The sequence below is a fragment of the Streptomyces bottropensis ATCC 25435 genome, assembly GCF_000383595.1.
GTDB lineage: Bacteria > Actinomycetota > Actinomycetes > Streptomycetales > Streptomycetaceae > Streptomyces > Streptomyces bottropensis.
Genome location: NZ_KB911581.1, coordinates 450,250 through 470,440 on the forward strand (window position 1 = coordinate 450,250; position 20,191 = coordinate 470,440).

Genomic DNA, 20,191 nt, shown 5'->3' on the forward strand with positions numbered 1-20,191 from the left:
AGGGACGCGGGTGCCCCTCCGGGAACCGGCCCGGTCCCCGTCGCCACCTGCCCGGCCGGACCCGTCCCCGGCCCGCCACCAGCCACCCCGCTGACCTGCCACCCCACCCGCCGAACGCCCGGGGACCGCCGTCGCGAACCCCTCCGCACCCAACGCCCGCCCGCGTCGGAGCCGTTGATCGACAGCGGTGTTCCGGTCCAGCCGCCGACGCGCTACGCGTGAAGACCGAGCGGCGACAGAGGGAGCCCTTTGCTTTACCCTCTTCACACCGAGACCACACAAGGCTGTTGTCATCTCGTTAAGTGATTAGTCCTTGACGCTGAGGTGGTCACCGCGTTGGCTTTCAGCCACATGGGTCGCAGTTGCTGCACCCACGCCCGGAAGGCCCTTGATGTGAACGCCCGTACCACCCGTAATACCCCCGGCACTCGTATACGTCGTCGCACCACCGCTCTGCGCCGCACCGCCACCGCCCTCGCCGCGTCGGCCGCGGCCGTCTCCCTCGCCGCCTGCGGGGTCGTGGACGTCGGGGACAGCGCGGAGGCGAGTCCCACGAAGGGCGACGACATCACGGTGGGCGTGCTGTTCCCCGACAAGGACACCAAGCGGTACGAGCAGTTCGACTACCCGAACATCAAGAAGAAGATCGCCGAGCTCACCGACAACAAGGGCATTACCAAGTACGCCAACGCGGAGAAGGACCCGGAGACGCAGAGCAGCCAGCTGGAACAGATGGTGAAGGACAAGGTCGACATCATCATCGTCGACGCCGTGGACTCCAAGACCATCGCTCCCGCCGTGCAGAAGGCCGACGACGCCGGTATCCCCGTCATCGCCTACGACCGCCTGGCCGAGGGCCCGATCGACGGCTATGTCTCCTTCGACAACCAGCTCGTCGGGCAGGTGCAGGGCCGCTCGCTGGTGGAGGACCTGGGCGACAGCGCCGCCAACAAGATCGTCATGATGAACGGGTCCCCGACCGACCCGAACGCCGCCATGTTCAAGGAGGGCGCGCTCTCCGAGCTCCAGGACAAGGTGACGATCGCCGCGACCTTCGACACCAAGGACTGGGACCCGGTCGTCGCGAAGGCGAACATGGAGAAGACCGTCGCCAAGCTGGGCGTCGACAACATCGACGCCGTCTACGCGGCGAACGACGGAATCGCCGGTGCCGTCATCGACGTGCTGAAGACCGCCGGTGTCACCAAGGTGCCGCCGGTCACCGGGCAGGACGCCGACCTGGACGCCGTGCAGCGGATCCTCACGGGCGACCAGTACATGACCGTGTACAAGTCGTTCCCGACGCAGGCCGCCGCCGCCGCCGAGATGGCCGTCGCCAAGGTCCAGGGCCGCTCCATCGAGTTCGACGCCCTCGCCAAGGACAGCGTCGACTCCCCGACCACCAAGAAGATCCCCGCCCAGCTCGTGCCCCCGGTCGCGCTGACCAAGTCGAACATCCAGGACACGGTCGTCGTCGACGGCATCTACACGGTCAAGCAGATCTGCACGTCGGCCTTCAAGGCCAAGTGCGACGCGGCCGGCCTGAAGTAGCCGCCGACCGTCCCCGTCCTCCGGCCCGGCAGGGCCGCCGTTCGTGCTTCGGCCGGCGGTGGTCCGGTCGGGCCGTGACTTTTCCAGGGGGCCCGCGCCGGTCGTGCGCTGGGGGCCGGGGACTGCCCGCCCTCGCGCCCGGCGGCCCTCCTGCCGCGCCCGAGCCCCCGGCCCCCGGCCCCTTGGCCGCCTCAGGCCACCCGCGTGAACTCGATCGTCACCTCCGGCGGCCCCCCGGCCACCCCCCGGTAGATGCCCTTGTGCGGGGTCACGTCGTCGTAGTCGCGGCCGCGGCCGACGACGACGTGGGACTCGTCGGCGGGGACGCGGTTGGTGGGGTCGTAGCCGGTCCAGTCACCCGCCCAGTACTCGATCCAGGCGTGGCTCTGGCCGGCGACGGACCGGTGGAGTTCGGCCTCGCGTTCGGGGTGGAGGTAGCCGGAGACATAGCGGGCGGGCAGGCCGAGGGCGCGGAGCATGCCGAGGGTGAGGTGGGCGATGTCCTGGCAGACGCCGGCCCCCTGCTCCCACGCCTCGGCCGCGCTGGTGTGCACCCCGGTCGCGCCCGGCACGTACGCGACGTGGTCGGCGACCATCGACGCCACCGCCGTCGCCGTCCCGTGCACGTCGAGGCCGGCGGACGCCTCCCGCGCCCGGTCCAGCAGCCCGGCCGGGAGCGTCGTACGGCCGGTCGCGGCCAGGTACTCCAGCAGGCGGGAGCCGACGGTCGCCCGGTGGACCTCGGCCCAGCCGGGCGCGTCCGCCACCGGCTCCGGCGGGGCCGTCTCCACCAGGCTGGTCGCGGTGATCGTCAGGTCGGAGTGGGGCTCGATGAGGTCGAAGCCGGTGACCTGGGTGCCCCAGTAGTCCCAGTACGACCAGGTCGGCGTCGAGGGGTTCACCAGCACCCGGGCGTCCAGGGTGGTCTGGCCCGGCAGCGTCAGCGGGGTCATGCGGACCTCGTTGTGGGAGGAGGCCGCGGGCTGCGCGTACGCGACGCGGGTGATGTGCCGGATGCGCAGGCGCCGGGTCGCCCGTACAGCCGTTCCAGGCATGTCCATCGTGCTCACGCGCCTTCCTGGGCCCACTCGACGGGGCCCTGGTACGGGAAGAACTTCTCGGCCACCGCCTCCGCCGAGGCCATGCACGCCTGCTGCAGGTCCCGCAACAGCGTCGGCAGGCCGGCCTCCAGGGCCTCGGAGTCGAGGTATTCGAGGTGGGTGCGCAGGGCGCCGATCGGGCGGCGGGCCGGGTCCTGACGGGGACGGCCGAGCGCGGCCAGGCACTCCTCCGCCGTGGTCAGCGCGTGCAGCGCCGAGCGCGGGAAGTCCCGGTCGAGCAGCAGGAACTCGGCGACCTTGGGACTGTCGCCGAAGCCGCCGTGCACGCGCGCGTACGCCTCGTCGGCGCCGCTCGCGCTCAGCAGGGTCGGCCAGTCGGGCGCGTGCGCCGCGTCCAGCACCCGCACCGACAGCAGCCGTACGGTCATATCCACCCGCTCCAGGCTGCGGCCCAGCACCACGAAACGCCAGCTGTCGTCCCGGCTCATCGTCGAGTCGGCGAGCCCGAAGAAGAGGGCCGTACGCCGTCGTACCAGCTCCAGATAGGCGTACGGGCCGCCCGTGCGGCGCGCGGCCGTCCGCTGGTCGGCGAGGGCGTGCCAGGTGGAGTTGAGGCACTCCCACATCTCGGAGGAGACGGCCTCGCGGGCGCTGCGGGCATTGAGGCGCGCCGCCCCGAGCGCGCCCTCGATGGAGCCGGTCGAGCGGGCGTCGAAGGCCAGCTGGTCCAGCACCTGCTGCATGTCGCAGTGCCGGTCGGGGGCGTCCACGCCGAGGATCGCGTACAGCGAGCGGCAGGCCACGTCCTCGTCGCGCCAGGGGTCTTCGAGCAGGCGGTGGAGGTAGGCGTCGAGGATGCGGCCCGTCGCGTCGGCCCGTTCCACGTACCGGCCCGTCCAGGTCAGGGCCTCGGCTATCCGGGAGAGGATGACGTCGTTCATTGCTGCTGCGCCCCTTCCTGCACGATGGTGCGGATGCCGTCGGGACCGAGCTGGCGCGGTGCCTTCTCCGGCAGCGGGCCGCCGGTCTCCGCGCGGCGGGGCTCGGCGGATCCCTCGGCGAGCACCCAGGTGTCCTTGGAGCCGCCGCCCTGGCTGGAGTTGACGATGAGGTTGCCCTCCTGGAGGGCGACGCGGGTCAGTCCGCCGGGCAGGACCCACACGTCGCTCCCGTCGTTCACGGCGAAGGGCCGCAGGTCGATGTGGCGCGGGGCCATGCGCTCGCCGGCGAGGGTGGGGGAGGTGGACAGCGCCACCGGCCGCTGCGCGATCCAGCCGCGCGGATCCGCCCGCACGGCCTCCCGGGTGCGCTCCAGCGTCTCCCGGTCGGCCTTCGGCCCGATGACGATGCCCTGCCCGCCGGCCCCGTCGACCGGCTTGATCACCAGCTGGTCGATCTGGTCGAGGACGGCCTCCAGCTGCCCGGGCTCGTCCGGCCGGAAGGACTCCACGTTCGGCAGGACCGGTTCCTCACGGAGGTAGTAGCGGATGAGGTCCGGGACGTAGGTGTACAGCAGCTTGTCGTCCGCGATGCCGTTGCCCACCGCGTTCGCCAGCGTGACGTTCCCCGCCATCGCCGCGCCCATGATGCCCGGGCAGCCGATCACCGAGTCGGGCCGGAAGTGGAGGGGATCGAGGAAGTCGTCGTCGAGCCGCCGGTATACGACATGGACGGGCATCTCCCCGCGAGTCGTCCGCATCCACACGCGGTTCCCCCGGCAGACGAGATCGTGCCCCTCCACCAACTGCACGCCCATCAGCCGGGCCAGCAGGGCGTGTTCGAAGTAGGCGGCGTTGCTGGGGCCGGGGGTGAGGACGACGACCCGCGGGTCCCCGATGCCGCCGGGCGCGGCGGCCCGCAGCGCGGCGAGCAGCCGCTGCGCGTAACCGTCGACGGGCACCACGTGCTGCTCGGAGAAGAGGGACGGGAACACCCGGGTCATCGCGCGCCGGTTCTCGATGACGTACGACACCCCCGACGGCACCCGGACGTTGTCCTCCAGGACCCGGAAGTCCCCCGCCTCGTCCCGTACGAGGTCGATGCCGGCGACATGGATACGGACCCCGCCCGGCGGCTCCACGCCGTGCGCGGCCCGGTGGAAGTGAGGGGAGTTGAGGAGCAGCCGCCAGGGCACGACCCCGTCCTCGAAGGCGCGGCACGGCCCGTACGCGTCCGCGAGGTACGCCTCCAGCGCCCGTACGCGCTGGGCGACTCCGCGCTGGATGAGGTCCCACTCCAGGGCGTCCAGGATTCTCGGCACCAGGTCCAGCGGCCAGGGTCTCTCCTCGCCCGCGAAGGCGTAGGTCACGCCCCGGTCGGTGAACGCGCGAGCCATCTGGTCCGCCCGGAATCGCAGCTCGGCCGGCTCGATGGGTTGGAGCGCCGCCAGCACCGGCTCATAGGCGGTCCTGACCTCACCCGGCCGCTCAAACATCTCGTCCCACGCGTCGGCCAACGCGTAGGCGTCAAATATGTCCGCCATGGGCCGACGGTAAGCGCGCTCCGTAACGCCCCGGTCACCGATGCGTTTCCGCCACCTTGCGGCGACGATCGCGACCTGCGGAAACGGAGGGTTTGACGTACGGCCGGGCGGGGCAACCGAGGTTCTGCGATCCAGGGGCACCGGCCCGGCACGTGCCCGGTGTCGGACGGCGTCAGGGCGGTGTCAGGGCGGTGTCTCGCCTTCCCGTGCCGCCTCGCCGTGCCCGCCCCGGACGTGGCCTCGGGCGCGTGGACACCCCTCCCGTCCGCCCCGTCCGCACGAATTTCAGCTTGTTGCAGGGCGCACTGCCTGAGGGGTGGAGATAGTCGGATGCAAGGGCTGTTATGGGGACGTAGGCGTGGCGGAGCCGTGTTGCGGTGCCCGTGCGGGCCGCGCATAGTTGCGCTGCGAACAGGTCGGAACCGGGGGTGGAGTGGGTGATGGCCGGGCACGCGACCGAGGAGCATCCGCACGGGGCCGACCGGCTCTGCGCGGCCGGGGACCGCGTGTACTCCAGAGCCGTACGCCGGGGCCGCGTCCCGCGCTCCGACGCCGACGCCGTGCCCTGCCTCCTCGAACTCGCCCTGCTGCACCCCGACCCCGACGACATGGGCTGGCTGGTGCCCACCTCGCCGCAGGAGGTCATGACCCGGCTGCTGCGCGGCGTCCACGCCGAGGTCAGCGCGAGCCAGGCACGGATGGGCGCGGCGGTCGACGCCGTCGAGTGGTACGCGGGCCTCGGCAGTTCGCGGGCGCGATCGTCGGCGGAGAGTTCGGCGATCCGCGTGCTCGACGGGCTGGCCCGGATCCGGGCGGCGATCGACGAGGCCACCGACCGCTGCACCGCCGAGGTGCTGACCGTGCAGCCGGGCGGCATCCGGCGCGAGGACGAGTTGCGCGAGGGGCTGCACCGGGCGCTGGCGATGTGCCGTCGGGGCGTGCGGATGCGGGACCTGTACACGCATGTGGCCCGGCACGGGCAGGGTCTGCACAACTACATGGAGCTGATGGGGGAGTCGGCGGAGGCCCGCACCCTGGACGAGGTCGTGGAACGCCTCATCGTCTTCGACCGCACGGTGGCCTTCATCCCCGCCAACGCCGACCGCACCATGGCCCTGGAGATCCGCCACCCGGCGCTCGTGGAGTACCTGGTCACCGTCTTCGAACGGCTCTGGCGCCTCGGCGTTCCGCTCGCCGCGTCCCTCCCGGCGACCGGCGTCGCGGGCATCACGCACCGGGAGCGGTCCATCGCGGCGCTGCTGGCGGAGGGCCACCAGGACGCGGTGGTCGCCGAGCGGCTGGGCATGAGCGTCCGCACCTGCCGGGCCCACATCGCCCGCCTCTCCGAGCGCCTGGGCGCGGCCAGCCGCACCCAACTGGGCGTCCGCATAGCCGAGGCCGGCCTCGACGGCCCGCCCCGCTCGACCCCACCGGACGACCTGCCCGCCCCCGCTGCCGCCGAGTCGAGCACGACTCCTACAGCTCCGTGCCCTCCTGCTTGAGGATGCCGGACTCCGCGATGCGGTAGCCCAGCTGTGCCCGGCTCCCACTGCCCAGCGCCGTCGCCAGCTTGGCGATGTGGGCGCGGCAGGTGCGGACGTTCATGCCGAGACGGCGGGCGATGGCCTCGTCCACGTGCCCCTCGACGAGCAGCTTGGCTATGGAGTGCTGGATGTCCGTGATGCCGTCGGGCGCCGTCTCGTAGGGCGCGCCGGCGTTCAGTGGGACGGAGCGGCCCCACATGAACTCGAAGACCTTGATCAGATAGCGGACGAGACCGGGGTGGCGCAGCTCCAGGGCGACCTGCCGGTCGTCCCGGGTGGGGATGAAGGCGACGGTCTCGTCGCAGATGATGAGCCGCTCGACGAGCTCGTCGATGGTGCGGTACTCCACCTTGTCGTTGACGAACTGGTCGACATAGGCCTGCGTCTCGGGGCTGTACCGGGCCGTGTGCTGGTAGAGGGTCCGGATCCGCACGCCTCGATCCGTGAGGGCTCTGTCGCGTTCCAGTCCTTGCTTGAGGATGTGTTCGAGGCGGCGACCGCTCGGTTGCACCGTGAGCATTTCGACCCGGCACTGGACCGTGGCCAGGTCGAGCGCCGCGTTGATGCGGTCGAGGCCCTCCAGCACCGTGATCGCGTGGGTGGCGGCGGTCGCCTGGGCACTCATGGCCATGAACGGCTCGAATGCGTCGGCCAACCGGATGGAGAGCCGTCTGCGGTCGGTGATCTCCTGCTCGATGGGGTTGAGTCGTTGAGCCAGTGCGACCGAGGGTGGAACGGGACGCAGCCAGTTCACGTCGTCGATGTCGGGGTGCAGCAGGCCGAATTCCATCAGGCAGGGGGCGGCTTCGACATCGGCGCGCGCTATGCGGCCTGTGCGCAAGGCGGTGGAGTAGACACGGCTGCCCTCCTCGCACAATTCGGTCACCGCATGGGGATGTGTCGCATTAGTCCTATTTATCACCAAATCTCCACCCCCCAGGGTCCTGAACGTGCAGGAACATGATGCATCGATTGTGTGGCCATGACGTGCCCGAATGAGTCATCGTCATACCCGACGGGGGAAGAGGGGACCTTCAAGTGAGGACGAAGCCGATTATGCGTAACAAAATGCTTCGCTCGGTGCTTGTCGCCGCCTTCTCCGCCGTTGTGGCCTTCGGGACTCTGAGTGGCCTTGCTGGTGCGAAGGGTGATGACCGGACCGACGGCAGCCGGGGTTCGGTGCACATTTCCGCTGCCGCCAGCGACGAACACGACAGCAGCTGGGGTGTGACGCCCGCACTGCCGGCCGACAGTAGCTGGGGCTGACCGATGACCACTCCTCCCGACGACCGTTCCTTCCGCCGTGAAATGGCCACCGCCTACCGCTCCGGTTGGCACTTCATCGACCTGGCCACCGCCATCCCCCACAGCGGTGACTCGTTGATGGTGACCGTGTTCGGCGAACCGGTGGTGGTGACCCGGGACGAGGACGAGGACATCCGGGCATACCGGTGTCTGCGGCGACCGCGCGGCGCGCCGCAGCCAGTCGCGTGTGCCGTTCGATACGGGATGGTCTTCGTCAATCTCGACCAGCGCGACCACCGGCTCGCCGAGCCGGAGACCCCGGCCTCCACGGCCGTGACAGCCACCCCCCGCAGTGCCTGAAGCGATTCCCCCGTCGTTTCAAATCGCTCAGGCGCTTCCCCCCGGCAGCGGCGTCACCGTGACCTGAACACGGTGACGCCGCTGCAGGCTTGCGGAGACATTTCCGGATGTCCGCCGGTATCGGTGCGGGGCTGCCCGCTCGCCCATCTGTCCGAAAAATGGTCAACCCGCAGCGGACGTGACCATCAGCCGCGGCCCAGTGCCCCGGTCAGTTCGATCTCGATGACGACGCGGAGCGGGTTCGGCCGCGGCTCCCTGCCGTAGCGCTCCGCGTACCGCCGCTCCGCCTCCGCGACCCGCTCCCGGTCCTCGTACACCCGGCCGAGCCCCTCCAGCGTGGCCCAGCGCGCGCCCTCCAGCTGGCACACCGCCACCCGCGCGCCCCCGGCGCCCGCCGCGCGCACGTGCCGTGCCTTCGCACTCCCCGTACGGGTGATGACCCGAGCGATCCGGGCCTCGGGGTCGTATGTCACTCCGACGGGCACCACATGGGGGCTGCCGTCGGCGCGAAGGGTGGTCAGGGTGCAGAGGTGGCGCTCCTGCCAGAAGGCGAGGTAGGCGGCATCGGGCTCGCCGGGGTCCACTCGATAGGTGCTCACGGCCAGGAATCTAGCGGGGAAACGGGTTACCCGGCCCTCGGGCCTCCGGGAACGTCTCCGGGAACCTCCGGAACCCTCCCCGGTCCCACCTTGAGTGGAATAGACTCAACTTTGTGTACGTTACTTGAGTCACCCGAGCCGATGACGCCAGGAGGGAAACGCGAACGTGGACGCCGAGCTGACCAACAGGAGCCGGGACGCGATCAACGCGGCCAGCAACCGGGCCGTGTCCGAGGGACACGCCGACTTCACCCCCGCCCACCTGCTGCTGGCTCTGCTCCAGGGGCAGGAGAACGAGAACATCACCGACCTGCTCGCCGCCGTCGACGCCGACCAGGCGGCCGTGCGCGCGGGCGCGGAGAAGATCCTCGCCGGTCTGCCGAGCGTGACCGGCGCCACCGTGTCGCCGCCCCAGCCCAACCGTGAGCTGCTCAGCGTGGTCGCCGAGGCCCAGGCCAAGGCGAAGGAGCTGGGCGACGAGTACGTCTCCACCGAGCACCTCCTGATCGGCATCGCCGACAAGGGCGGCCAGGCCGGGGACGTACTCTCCCGGCAGGGGGCGAACGCCAGGAAGTTGCAGGAGGCGTTCCAGAAGGCAAGGGGAGGACGCCGGGTGACCACCGCCGATCCGGAGGGCCAGTACAAGGCCCTGGAGAAGTTCGGGACCGATTTCACCGCCGCCGCGCGGGAGGGGAAGCTCGACCCCGTCATCGGCCGCGACCAGGAGATCCGGCGCGTGGTGCAGGTGCTCTCCCGCCGGACCAAGAACAACCCCGTCCTCATCGGTGAGCCCGGCGTCGGCAAGACCGCCGTCGTCGAGGGCCTGGCCCAGCGGATCGTCAAGGGCGACGTGCCCGAGTCGCTGAAGAACAAGCGGCTGGTCTCGCTCGACCTCGGTGCCATGGTCGCCGGGGCCAAGTACCGGGGTGAGTTCGAGGAGCGGCTGAAGACCGTCCTCGCCGAGATCAAGGACTCCGACGGTCAGATCATCACCTTCATCGACGAGCTGCACACGGTCGTCGGCGCGGGCGCCGGCGGCGACTCCGCCATGGACGCCGGCAACATGCTGAAGCCCATGCTGGCCCGCGGCGAGCTGCGCATGGTCGGCGCGACGACCCTCGACGAGTACCGCGAGCGCATCGAGAAGGACCCGGCGCTGGAGCGCCGCTTCCAGCAGGTGCTGGTCGCCGAGCCGACCGTCGAGGACACCATCGCGATCCTGCGCGGACTCAAGGGCCGCTACGAGGCCCACCACAAGGTCGTGATCGCCGACGCGGCGCTGGTCGCCGCCGCCACCCTCTCCGACCGGTACATCACCTCGCGTTTCCTGCCCGACAAGGCCATCGACCTCGTCGACGAGTCGGCCTCCCGGCTCCGGATGGAGATCGACTCCTCGCCCGTCGAGATCGACGAGCTGCAGCGGTCCGTGGACCGGCTGCGCATGGAGGAGATGGCCCTCGACAAGGAGACCGACGCCGCCTCCCGCGAGCGTCTGGAGCGGCTGCGCCGCGACCTCGCCAACAAGGAGGAGGACCTGCGGGGCCTCACCGCCCGCTGGGAGAAGGAGAAGCAGTCCCTCAACGCGGTCGGTGAACTCAAGGAGAAGCTCGACGAGTTGCGCGGCCAGGCCGAACGCGCCCAGCGCGACGGCGACTTCGACACCGCCTCCAAGCTGCTCTACGGCGAGATCCCCACCCTGGAGCGGGCGTTGGAGGAGGCCTCCGAGGCCGAGGAGGAGGCAGCCGCCTCCAAGAACACCATGGTCAAGGACGAGGTCGGCGCCGACGACATCGCGGACGTCGTCGCCTCCTGGACCGGCATCCCGGCCGGCCGTCTGCTGGAGGGCGAGACCCAGAAGCTGCTCCGGATGGAGGACGAGCTGGGCCGCCGCCTCATCGGCCAGACCGAGGCCGTACGGGCCGTGTCCGACGCCGTACGCCGCTCCCGGGCCGGTATCGCCGACCCGGACCGCCCCACCGGCTCCTTCGTCTTCCTCGGCCCGACCGGTGTCGGCAAGACGGAGCTGGCCAAGGCCCTCGCCGACTTCCTCTTCGACGACGAGCGGGCCATGATCCGCATCGACATGTCGGAGTACGGCGAGAAGCACAGCGTGGCCCGGCTCGTCGGCGCGCCCCCCGGGTACATCGGCTACGAGGAGGGCGGCCAGCTGACCGAGGCCGTCCGCAGGCGTCCCTACTCGGTCGTGCTGCTGGACGAGGTGGAGAAGGCCCACCCCGAGGTCTTCGACATCCTGCTGCAGGTGCTGGACGACGGCCGGCTCACGGACGGACAGGGCCGTACGGTCGACTTCCGCAACACGATCCTGATCCTCACCTCGAACCTGGGCAGCCAGTACCTGGTCGACCCGGCCACCAGCGCGGCGGACAAGAAGCAGCAGGTCATGGATGTGGTGCGGGCCTCCTTCAAGCCGGAGTTCCTCAACCGCCTCGACGACCTGGTCGTCTTCTCCGCCCTGGACAAGGCGGAACTGGAGCGCATCGCCGCGCTCCAGATCGACCGGCTGTCCAAGCGTCTCGCCGAGCGCCGCCTCACCCTGGAGGTCACCCCCGAGGCCCTGACCTGGCTCGCGGACGAGGGCAACGACCCGGCGTACGGTGCCCGCCCGCTGCGCCGCCTCGTCCAGACCGCCATCGGCGACCGGCTGGCCAAGGAGATCCTCTCCGGCGAGGTGAAGGACGGCGACACCGTCCGGGTGGACACCTTCGGGGAGGGTGAGGGGCTGATCGTGGGCCCGGTCCCGTCGATGGAGAAGAAGCCGTGACGGGGGCCGATCGGGGGTACCCGAAAGGTTCCCCGCCACGCTCGTAGCTGAATCCCCCGGCGGATCCGGCCAAGGGCGACGAACCGCGCGGGGCTGGGGTTGCCACCCCCCGCCCCGCATGGGAGAGGATGGCGGAATCCGTACGAAGGGAAAATCACGGTGAGCATCGACCCGTCCTCGATTCCGAACTTCGGGGGCCAGCCCGAGCCGCAGCCCCAAGGGCCGGCGGGCCCCGTCGTTCCGGATCAGGACCTTGTGAAGCAGCTCCTGGACCAGATGGAGCTGAAGTACGTCGTCGACGACGAGGGTGACCTCGCGGCGCCGTGGGAGGAATTCCGCACGTACTTCATGTTCCGTGGCGAGGGTGACCAGCAGGTCTTCTCGGTGCGCACGTTCTACGACCGCCCGCACCAGATCGACGAGAAGCCGTCTCTGCTGGAGACCATCGACGACTGGAACCGCCGCACCCTGTGGCCCAAGGTCTACAGCCACACGCACGACGACGGCACGGTCCGCCTCATCGGCGAGGCCCAGCTGCTGATCGGCACCGGCGTCAGCCTGGAGCACTTCGTCTCGTCGACGGTCAGCTGGGTGCGGGCCGCCATCGAGTTCGACAAGTGGCTCGTCGAGCAGCTCGGCCTGGCCGAGGACGTCGACGAGGCCGAGGAGAAGCCCAAGGACGGCGACGGCGACGACGACACCGCGGAGTAGTCGCCGTCGAACGCCCGCAGACCTCCGAGAGCCCGGCCAGGGCGCCCGCCGCACGGCGGTGTGCCGGGGCCGGGCTTTCTGGTGTTCACGGGCGCTGGGCCGGGTTCCCGCCGCCCGGACCGACCGACCGTGCGGGCAGCTCCGCCTCGGCCGTCTTCACGGCCGAGCTGAGCGTCTTCTCGGCGACCTGGAGCCGTTCGTCCGCAGTCGTCAGCTCGCCGAGCCCGAGGACGGTGGCGACCGAGTCGTACAGCTCGCTGGGCTTGCCGCTGATGATCTTGTCGAAATCGGAGTACGACAGGAAGGGCCGGTAGTTGTTCAGCGCCCGCTCCCAGCCGGCGCCCTCGAAGGGCCGCCGGCCGAGCCCCGGCCGCTTGAACTCGACCGCCGGGGCCGTGACGTCGTCGCCCGGCCAGGTGCACGTCAGCGTGGACGACCGGGCGTCACCCGCGATGGCGAGGCGGACCTCGACCTTCGGCTCGGCCCCGTCCTGCAGGTGGACTTCCCCGAACCGTTGCGCCCCACCACCAGGGTGACACCGGGCTTCGCGTTCAGCGGCAGACGTGCCTTGTGGCCGATGCCGCGAAAGCCGGTGACGGTGACGGAGTCGAGGAACACCCGGTGGTCCGGGTGCGGGCCACCGGGCGCGTCCGATCCGGTGCCCGACGCCCCGTGCCCGCCGAGCGCCTCACGGAGCATCTCCTGGTCGCCTCGGCGAGGGTGGACGTTTCGAGGAGGTCGGTCAGCCGGGAGAGCGTCGAGGATCCGCCGCCGTTGTCGGGAGCCTGCCCGTCGAGCTCCGGGGGCTGGTGGTGATCGTGGTGTTCCGTCATGGCGTTCTCCGCCCCTCCGCGGTCCGTTCCGATGAGAGCCGGCCGGGCGGGCGCGGTGAGCGGCAGGCGTGAGTGCTTCCCGCCGTGCGCGAGCCGGGTGCGACAGAACAGACGGTAGGGAAGGAGAGGAGAGGGGAGCCATGATTTCGGCGATAACACGGGTTATCGCAAGTCCCGCTGCTTAGAGGCGAGTTGATGCCTCAAGAGAGACCTCCGCCCACACCGTCTTGCCCACGGGGTGACGAGGATCCGACCCCCAGCGCTTGGCCAGGACGTCCACCAGCAGTAGTCCTCGACCGGACTCACCGTCGGGGTACGACAAGGGCGGGGCGGCGGGCGGTCGCTTCGCGGAGGCGGCGTCGGCGACCTCGATACGCACCAGCCCCGCGGTCAGGTCGAGGGCGAGTCGGAGACCGAAGTCCCGTCCGGGAACCCGGCCGTGCCGTACGGCGTTCGCGGCGAGTTCGCCGACGATGAGTGCGACGGTGCACGACACGTCGGACGCCGCCGGGTAGCCCCACTCGTCCATACGCCGGACGGCGAGACGTCGGGCGAGCTGTGCCCCTCGCGGGGAGGAGACGAACCGCTCGACGGTGGCGGGAAGTTCGCCTGACTTCGCCTTGGCGGCGAGCGCGACTGTCTCCGGCGCGAGGGTCGCGGTGCTCCGTCGTGGCTCGTCTCCCGGCGTGGTCGTTGCTGTCAGCACGGCTGGTCCGTCCTTGTCTGTCGAGCTGAGACATTTCGTGGCGTACGTGAATCGTCACGTTCCGTGTCCAAGGGTCGTCCGATCGCCCTACGCTCGAAAGGTGACGCAGCCTTACTTTTCAGTCCGTAAGGAACGGAAGTGACGCTTTGGCCAACGGAATTGATCCCAGCGCGTCGATGGCGGCGCTGTTCGGCGCGCGGGTGCGCAGACTTCGTACGGCGGCCGGACTGACGCAGGCCGAGCTCGGTGACCGGACGCACGTGGTGAGCACGCGGATCACCCAGATCGAGCGGGCGTCCGGAGCGAAGCCGACGCTGGAGCTGGCGCGTGCGCTGGACGCGGTCCTCGGTGCGGATGACCTGCTGGTCGAGTTGTGGCCGTACGTGTACCGGGAGGCGTTTCCGGACTGGTCGCGGAAGTTCATGGAGTACTCGGAGCGGGCGGTGGCTGTCCGCGAATACGCGGCTCATGTGGTGCCTGGCTTGTTGCAGACGGAGGACTACGCCCGGGCGGTGCTGAGTGTCGGTCGAACCCTCGGCAGCAAGGAGCAGTTGGAAGAGCGGGTCGCCCTTCGCATGGGACGACAGGAGCGCCTCGGTACGCCCGACCGTCCCGAACTGTGGGTGGTCCTCGACGAGGCGGTGCTCAGGCGCCCGGTCGGTGGCCGGGAGGTGATGGGTGAGCAGTTGGCGCGGCTGCTCGGGACCGCGGCGAAACCTCACATCACCGTGCAGGTACTGCCGTTCGACCAAGGTGAGCACGATGCCTTGGGCGGATCGCTCACGGTGCTCACCATGCCGGACGGCTCGGAGATCGCCTACACGGAGGGCGCGCACTACGGCCAACTCATCGAGGATCCGGACGAGGCCAGGAGTTTCGCGCTGACCTACGATCGGCTGCGGGCGGCAGCTCTGCCCCCGCTCATGTCGCTCGGCATGATCCGATCCGTGATGGAGGACAACCACCGTGGAGCGAAGGTCCCGTCCCGATCTGAACGGCGCCGTCTGGCGCAAGAGCAGCTACAGCAATCAGGAGGGCGGCAACTGCGTGGAGGTGGCCGACGGATTCCGGGGGGCCGTCGTCCCGGTCCGTGACAGCAAGGTCCCGTACGGTGCGGCGCTGTGCTTCGAAGCCGCGCCCTGGGCGGCCTTCATAGGCGAGTTGAAGGCAGAGCGGCACCGTCCCTGAGGCGGCCGGGCCCCGGCCGCTGTCCGCGTTCCGGGCTCACCGGGCCCTTGTCCGCGAGGGTCCGGCGGGCCACTGACCTCCCAAAGAACCGGGGGAAAGAACTACCCGCCCACCCACCCTCCCCGGCCGGGAGGCCCGCGTCACCCGTCCGAGTGACCGGCTTGCAGGCGTGGGATGAAGGCGGTTACGTTCGCCGCGACAACCGCAAACAGATACGGCCCCCGGCCGGGACTGCAATCCCGATCGAGGGCCTGACCGATCTGGAAGAGACGACTTCCCGATGGCTGATCCGCAGTCTAACGCGCCCCTGTGCGCCGACGCCGGAGCTCCGACCTCCGGTGTGATCCACGTACGCACCCGCCTCACGGCCGACTTCACCGTGATCTCCAACGCCCTCGCCCAGCGGCGCGGCAGCGCGGTCACGGTCGGTGTGGCGGCGTACATCTCCTCCCTGCCCACCGGTACGAGCGTGAGCATCACCGCCCTGTGCGAGCACTTCGACGAGGGCGAGATCCTCATCTCGCGAGCGCTCCGGGAACTCGAAGCGGCCGGATACCTGGAACGCCGCCGCGAGCGCACACCCACCGGGCAGGTCCGCACCCGGACGTACTTCTACGACGTACCCGGCGGCGAGCCCGACCCGGATCCCGACGGGTCTCCCAGGCCGCCCAAGCCTCGTCGCCCCCGGAAGCAACCCGCCGCCGCCACGCCCGCGCCCGCGTCCGGGGCCGTGCGGGACACGGTGGAGGCACCCGTACAGGCGGGAGAGAAGACGGCGGAGGCAGCGGAGCCGGAAGCGCAGGCTGAGACCGAGGCGGAGGCACCGGTCCCGCTCGCCGACGCCGACCCCCGAGCCATCGCCGTACTCGCCGGCCTCCGCCGGGTCGACCCCCGTCTCGTCCTGTCCGAGCGGGAAGCCGCCCGCCTCGCCCCGGCCGTCACCCGGTGGCTCGGGCAAGGCCTGCTGCCCACCCAGATCACCGACCACCTCACCGCACGACTCCCGGCAAACCTCCTCGTCCGCCCGGCCGGCATCCTCGCCTACCGGCTCAAGGAGACTCCACTGATCGCACCGGAGCCCGGAAGCCCCGAGACCCCAGAGCGCCCGGCGGTCCTGAGAATGCGGAACTGCGACGGCTGCGACCGGGGCTTCCGCTCCGCGGGACACAGCCACTGCCGGGACTGCCGCTCCCGGGACCAACTCCCCGCGACCGGCTGAGCCGGTGGCCGGGTGTGCGGTCCACCCGCAGGTGGGAGGCTTGATGTGGCGCGATGCGAAATCTGACGCCAAGAGCCAGTTCGGCATGGCTGAGCGGCGGGTCGAACTGCTCGCCGCGGCGGGCCTCTGCCGACACCTCCCCTGCCAGGGCGGCCAGTTCGGTGCCCCGTAGCGTCAAATTTCCGCGACAGTGACCGGCAACGTGAGACGGGGGCAGCCGCCCCCGTTGCTGGTTGAGAGCGGAGCCCGCGGCCTCCGTCATCAGCCTGCCTCCAGAGGAACGTGGCGACAGCCGAGACAGGGCCACGTAGGTGAGGTACTGCTTCGCCGAGCGCACCGCCGTCACCAGCTCGGGCGCGGCCGTCACCCAGGCGACACCTCGTCGGCCTACCTATGCGGCCGTATCCTGACCACACACGGGAAGGAGCCGTCCATGAGCGTCGACGCGATCGTGCACACCGAGTTCCCCAAGGGGTACACGGTCCTGTTCGGGGCCGACGGAAAGGTGATCATGACCCCGCAGAGCGAAGAGCACTCCAGCACCATCAGGTCGATGCAGATCGACTCCGCTCTTGCTCTCGGCCGTCACGCGAAGGTCACCTCCGACGTCTATATCGACTTCCCCGCCGACGAGAACTCCGCCCCCGACCTCGCGATCCTGCGCGAGGACGCACGCAAGGAAGGCAAGCGCTACAGCTTCGAGGACGTCCTGCTGATCTCCGAGGTCGTTTCGACGTCTTCCGCTCGCAAGGACTACGACGACTGCACCGCGAAGTACGGCCGCTACGGAATCCCGATCTACCTGGTCGTGGACCCCTACGCCCAGGAAGTCGTCCTTCACACCCAGCCGACCGCCACCGGTTACATCGCCGCACACACCCACCAGTACGGCACGGGCAAGCTCCCCATCCCCCTGGCAGACGGCCGCACCTTCACCCTCGACCTCGACGAGCTCCCGCGCCCGGAACCCGAGGCGGACGCCCGCTGACGAAGGACTCCCGTGTAGGTCCGAAGTTTGGTGCAGGCCGAACGCCGGTCACCCCGGAGCGGTTCCCATACGCGCGACGGGAGCCCCGAGGATGCTCACCGACCGGAGACGCGCGCAGAGCAGTACGCGTCCGCTGCTTGGCCCCACCGTGCTGGAGCCCCTGCCCTGGAACGCCCGGGGTGGGGGCTCCATTTCTGGTACGTACGGGCCGCGGAGAGCCGTGTGGAATTGGCGTGGAGTCTCCTTCGGGCTGCGCCGCACCCCGTGCGCGGCCCGGCAGCCAGCGTGTGATCGGTGCTCCTGCCTTGCACGCGGAGGCCCCGAGGGCGGCAATCCGTGCGCGGCGCACTGTGCCGGGACTGTTTTTCCGGGGCCTCCGGGCGTTCAAGGACTCCCCGGAGCGCCTGGGCGCCGCCTTGAGCTATCTGGCTACGGACAACCGTTCGCAGTCCACAGAAGAGCAAACAGTGTGACGCGTTCGAAGCTCAGCCCTTGCGCAGCTTGAGCAGTCGATCTGTTGCTGCCTGCAACACATCTGTCCGCTTGCAGAAGGCGAATCGTACGAAGGGCGCGCCTTGCTCGCGGTGGTCATAGAAGACCGCGTTGGGGATCGCCACCACTCCGCAGCGTTCGGGCAGGGCGCGGCAGAACGCGAAGCCGTCGCTCTCGCCGAGGGGGCGGATGTCGGTGGTGATGAAGTAGGTGCCGGCGGTTCGGAACACCTTGAATCCGGCGTCCGAGAGCCCCGACGCCAGCAGGTCCCGCTTGGCCAGCATGTCCGCCCGGAACGCCTCGAAGTAGCTCTCCGGAAGCGCGAGGGCCTCGGCGACGGCGTACTGGAACGGCCCCGAGGCCACGTAGGTGAGGTACTGCTTCGCCGAGCGCACCGCCGTCACCAGCTCGGGCGCGGCCGTCACCCAGGCGACTCCGCGTTCACGCACTCATTCTCATGCGGGTCCGAGGGCTACACCCCCGAGCGACAGTGAGCCGTTGCGTACACATGGGACACTCGGTACTCTTGGGCGCATGACACAGCCCATGCCGATAGAGTCCATCCGCGATGTCCGGGCACATCTGGCCGAGGTCGTGGAGCGGGCCGACCGGGACGACGTACCTACCGTCATCACCCGGCGCGGCAAGCAGGTCGCCGCCGTGGTGTCCATCGAGGTGCTGCGCAAGTACCAGGAGTGGGAAGAGCGCGAGATCAACCGGATCATCGACGAGCGCATGACCAACCCGGCACCCGGCATCCCGATCGAGGACATCATGAGGGAGACGCTGGCGCGCAGTGAGTGAGTACCGCACCGTCTTCCGAGCCGAGGCTCAGGCCGAACTCCGCAAGGTCCCGCGAGACATGGCCCTTCGCATTCTGGCCAAGCTGACTGAGCTGGAGAGCGACCCGACGGGGTTCAACACCACGGCCCTCGTCTCCCAGCCCGACCGCCGCCGCCTCCGGGTGGGCGACTACCGCGTGATCTACACGATCGACAACGGCGAACTGGTGGTGTGGGTCGTACACGTCGGGCATCGCTCCACCGTCTATGACACCTGAGCGCTCCTGACATCGGTCAGCAGGCGAACGCCTTGCGGAGCCGTTCCGTCGCGTCCGCCAGCATCTCGGTGCGTTTGCAGAAGGCGAACCGTACGAACGGGGCGCCGGCCTCGCGGTGGTCGTAGAAGACCGCGTTCGGGATGGCCACCACGCCCGCGCGTTCGGGCAGGGCCCGGCAGAAGGCGAAGCCGTCGGTCTCGCCGAGGGGGCGGATGTCGGTGGTGATGAAGTACGTGCCCGCCGTCCGGAACACGTCGAACCCGGCGTCCGCCAGGCCCGTGGCCAGGACGTTCCGCTTGGCGAGCATGTCCGCGCGGAAGCCCTCGAAGTAACTGTCCGGCAGCGCGAGCGCCTCGGCGACGGCGTACTGGAACGGTCCGGACGCCACATAGGTGAGGTACTGCTTCGCCGAGCGCACGGCCGAGACGAGCGCGGGCGCGCCGGTAGCCCAGCCGACCTTCCACCCGGTGAAGGAGAAGGTCTTGCCCGCGGACCCGATGGTGACGGTCCGCTCCCGCATCCCCGGGAAGGTGGCGAGCGGCAGGTGCTCGGCCCCGTCGAAGACCAGGTGCTCGTACACCTCGTCCGTCACCACCAGCAGATCCCGCTCCACGGCCAGCTCGGCGATCGCGGTCAGCTCCGCGCGGGTGAGGACGGTGCCGGTCGGGTTGTGCGGCGTGTTGATCAGCAGCAGCCGGGTCCGGTCGGTGACCGCGTCCCGCAGCTCGTCCAGGTCCAGCCGGAAGCGCCGGTCCCCGTCCGAGTCGCCGGACCCCTCGGACGGCCGTAGCGTCACCGGTACGCGCGTGCCGCCCGCCATCGCGATGCAGGCCGCGTACGAGTCGTAGTACGGCTCCAGGGCGACCACCTCGTCGCCCTCCTCCAGCAGCCCCAGCAGGGCGGCCGCGATGGCCTCCGTGGCACCCGCCGTGACCAGGACCTCAGTGTCCGGGTCGAACTCCAGCCCGTACCGCCGCCGCTGGTGGTCGACGATCGCGGTCCGCAGCTCGGGGACGCCCGGCCCCGGCGGGTACTGGTTGCCCCGGCCGTCCCGCAGCGCCCGTACGGCGGCCTCGCGGATCTCTTCGGGGCCGTCGGTGTCCGGGAAACCCTGACCCAGGTTGATCGACCCGGTCCGCAGGGCGAGCGCCGACATCTCGGCGAAGATCGTCGTCCCGAACTCGGCGAGCCGCCGGTTCAGCGCCGGACGAGGCGTGCGGGCGGAGCGTGCGCTGGAGGTCATGGCCGTCATCCTGCGCCCAACCTCTGGAGTTCCTCAACTCGGCTTTGAGCGGTGAGACGGGAGGGCATCTCCACGTCACGCACGGCTCATGGGGGGCCTGCAGGGGGAGTGAAAGGCAGGTGCCGAG

18 protein-coding genes and 1 pseudogene are annotated in these 20,191 nt (G+C 70.2%); 11 read left to right on the plus strand and 8 right to left on the minus strand.

Features of this window, described 5'->3' with window-relative positions:
* Positions 1-393: 393 nt before the first annotated feature.
* A complete protein-coding gene (locus STRBO_RS0102060; protein ID WP_020113697.1) occupies positions 394-1,551 on the plus strand; it encodes a sugar ABC transporter substrate-binding protein in 1,158 nt (385 codons plus the stop codon).
* A 191-nt stretch (positions 1,552-1,742) separates the two neighbouring features.
* Here the strand turns inward: STRBO_RS0102060 and STRBO_RS0102065 are convergent, their stop codons facing one another.
* Genes STRBO_RS0102065 through STRBO_RS0102075 form a run of 3 tightly spaced genes read right to left on the minus strand, consistent with a single transcriptional unit; the run spans position 1,743 to position 5,094 of the window.
* A complete protein-coding gene (locus tag STRBO_RS0102065; protein WP_005483687.1) occupies positions 1,743-2,612 on the minus strand; it encodes a transglutaminase family protein in 870 nt (289 codons plus the stop codon).
* Positions 2,613-2,617: 5 nt separating this feature from the next.
* Positions 2,618-3,553 (minus strand): alpha-E domain-containing protein, encoded by a 936-nt coding sequence (locus tag STRBO_RS0102070; RefSeq protein ID WP_005483688.1) that lies wholly within the window; start codon positions 3,551-3,553, stop codon positions 2,618-2,620.
* Positions 3,550-5,094 (minus strand): circularly permuted type 2 ATP-grasp protein, encoded by a 1,545-nt coding sequence (locus STRBO_RS0102075; protein WP_020113699.1) that lies wholly within the window; start codon positions 5,092-5,094, stop codon positions 3,550-3,552. The genes STRBO_RS0102070 and STRBO_RS0102075 overlap by 4 nt, the downstream gene beginning before the upstream one ends.
* Positions 5,095-5,534: 440 nt before the next feature.
* On the opposite strand from STRBO_RS0102075, the gene STRBO_RS0102080 reads away from it, so the two are divergent.
* Positions 5,535-6,596, plus strand: a complete 1,062-nt coding sequence (locus STRBO_RS0102080; RefSeq protein ID WP_078531575.1) for a helix-turn-helix transcriptional regulator — start codon at positions 5,535-5,537, stop codon at positions 6,594-6,596.
* Here STRBO_RS0102080 and STRBO_RS0102085 read toward each other — a convergent pair.
* Positions 6,571-7,524 carry a helix-turn-helix domain-containing protein gene (locus STRBO_RS0102085; protein WP_005483694.1) on the minus strand — a complete coding sequence of 318 codons (954 nt, stop codon included), beginning with the start codon at positions 7,522-7,524 and terminating at the stop codon, positions 6,571-6,573. The two genes, STRBO_RS0102080 and STRBO_RS0102085, sit on opposite strands and share 26 nt — an antisense overlap.
* Positions 7,525-7,907: 383 nt before the next feature.
* Between STRBO_RS0102085 and STRBO_RS0102090 the strand changes: the two genes are divergently transcribed.
* A complete protein-coding gene (locus STRBO_RS0102090; protein ID WP_028796418.1) occupies positions 7,908-8,243 on the plus strand; it encodes a Rieske (2Fe-2S) protein in 336 nt (111 codons plus the stop codon).
* Between the two features lie 185 nt (positions 8,244-8,428).
* Here STRBO_RS0102090 and STRBO_RS0102095 read toward each other — a convergent pair whose 3' ends face one another.
* Positions 8,429-8,842: a pyridoxamine 5'-phosphate oxidase family protein gene (locus tag STRBO_RS0102095; protein WP_028796419.1), complete on the minus strand. Its 414-nt coding sequence runs from the start codon at positions 8,840-8,842 to the stop codon at positions 8,429-8,431.
* Positions 8,843-9,008: 166 nt separating this feature from the next.
* Between STRBO_RS0102095 and clpB the strand changes: the two genes are divergently transcribed.
* Together clpB and STRBO_RS0102105 are read left to right on the plus strand one after the other, a co-directional pair.
* Positions 9,009-11,624 carry an ATP-dependent chaperone ClpB gene (gene clpB, locus STRBO_RS0102100; RefSeq protein WP_005483702.1) on the plus strand — a complete coding sequence of 872 codons (2,616 nt, stop codon included), beginning with the start codon at positions 9,009-9,011 and terminating at the stop codon, positions 11,622-11,624.
* A 159-nt stretch (positions 11,625-11,783) separates the two neighbouring features.
* On the plus strand, positions 11,784-12,335 hold the full coding sequence (locus STRBO_RS0102105) for a YbjN domain-containing protein (protein ID WP_020665480.1): 552 nt from the start codon (positions 11,784-11,786) through the stop codon (positions 12,333-12,335).
* A gap of 1,014 nt (positions 12,336-13,349) precedes the next feature.
* Here the strand turns inward: STRBO_RS0102105 and STRBO_RS0102115 are convergent.
* Entirely contained in the window at positions 13,350-13,874 is a 525-nt protein-coding gene (locus tag STRBO_RS0102115; protein WP_005483705.1) for an ATP-binding protein, read from the minus strand.
* Between the two features lie 176 nt (positions 13,875-14,050).
* Between STRBO_RS0102115 and STRBO_RS0102120 the strand changes: the two genes are divergently transcribed.
* From STRBO_RS0102120 to STRBO_RS0102135, 4 genes are all read left to right on the plus strand, one after another.
* Positions 14,051-14,968 (plus strand): helix-turn-helix domain-containing protein, encoded by a 918-nt coding sequence (locus STRBO_RS0102120; protein WP_005483706.1) that lies wholly within the window; start codon positions 14,051-14,053, stop codon positions 14,966-14,968.
* Positions 14,928-15,062 (plus strand): DUF397 domain-containing protein, encoded by a 135-nt coding sequence (locus STRBO_RS44350; protein WP_245170648.1) that lies wholly within the window; start codon positions 14,928-14,930, stop codon positions 15,060-15,062. Before STRBO_RS0102120 ends, STRBO_RS44350 begins: the two co-directional genes overlap by 41 nt.
* A gap of 280 nt (positions 15,063-15,342) precedes the next feature.
* Entirely contained in the window at positions 15,343-16,281 is a 939-nt protein-coding gene (locus tag STRBO_RS0102125) for a hypothetical protein (RefSeq protein ID WP_202500241.1), read from the plus strand.
* A 433-nt stretch (positions 16,282-16,714) separates the two neighbouring features.
* Positions 16,715-17,269, plus strand: a complete 555-nt coding sequence (locus tag STRBO_RS0102135) for a Uma2 family endonuclease (protein ID WP_005483710.1) — start codon at positions 16,715-16,717, stop codon at positions 17,267-17,269.
* Positions 17,270-17,754: 485 nt separating this feature from the next.
* On the opposite strand, the pseudogene STRBO_RS0102140 reads toward STRBO_RS0102135, so the two are convergent.
* Positions 17,755-18,195, minus strand: a pseudogene (locus STRBO_RS0102140) (aminotransferase class I/II-fold pyridoxal phosphate-dependent enzyme); the annotation flags it as partial.
* A 100-nt stretch (positions 18,196-18,295) separates the two neighbouring features.
* Here STRBO_RS0102140 and STRBO_RS0102145 point away from each other — a divergent pair.
* Positions 18,296-18,565, plus strand: coding sequence for a type II toxin-antitoxin system Phd/YefM family antitoxin (locus STRBO_RS0102145; protein ID WP_005483715.1), 270 nt, complete (start codon positions 18,296-18,298; stop codon positions 18,563-18,565).
* Positions 18,558-18,821, plus strand: a complete 264-nt coding sequence (locus tag STRBO_RS0102150; RefSeq protein ID WP_005483716.1) for a type II toxin-antitoxin system RelE family toxin — start codon at positions 18,558-18,560, stop codon at positions 18,819-18,821. Before STRBO_RS0102145 ends, STRBO_RS0102150 begins: the two co-directional genes overlap by 8 nt.
* A gap of 16 nt (positions 18,822-18,837) precedes the next feature.
* Here STRBO_RS0102150 and STRBO_RS0102155 read toward each other — a convergent pair whose 3' ends face one another.
* On the minus strand, positions 18,838-20,073 hold the full coding sequence (locus STRBO_RS0102155; protein ID WP_005483718.1) for a pyridoxal phosphate-dependent aminotransferase: 1,236 nt from the start codon (positions 20,071-20,073) through the stop codon (positions 18,838-18,840).
* Between the last annotated feature and the right edge of the window lie 118 nt (positions 20,074-20,191).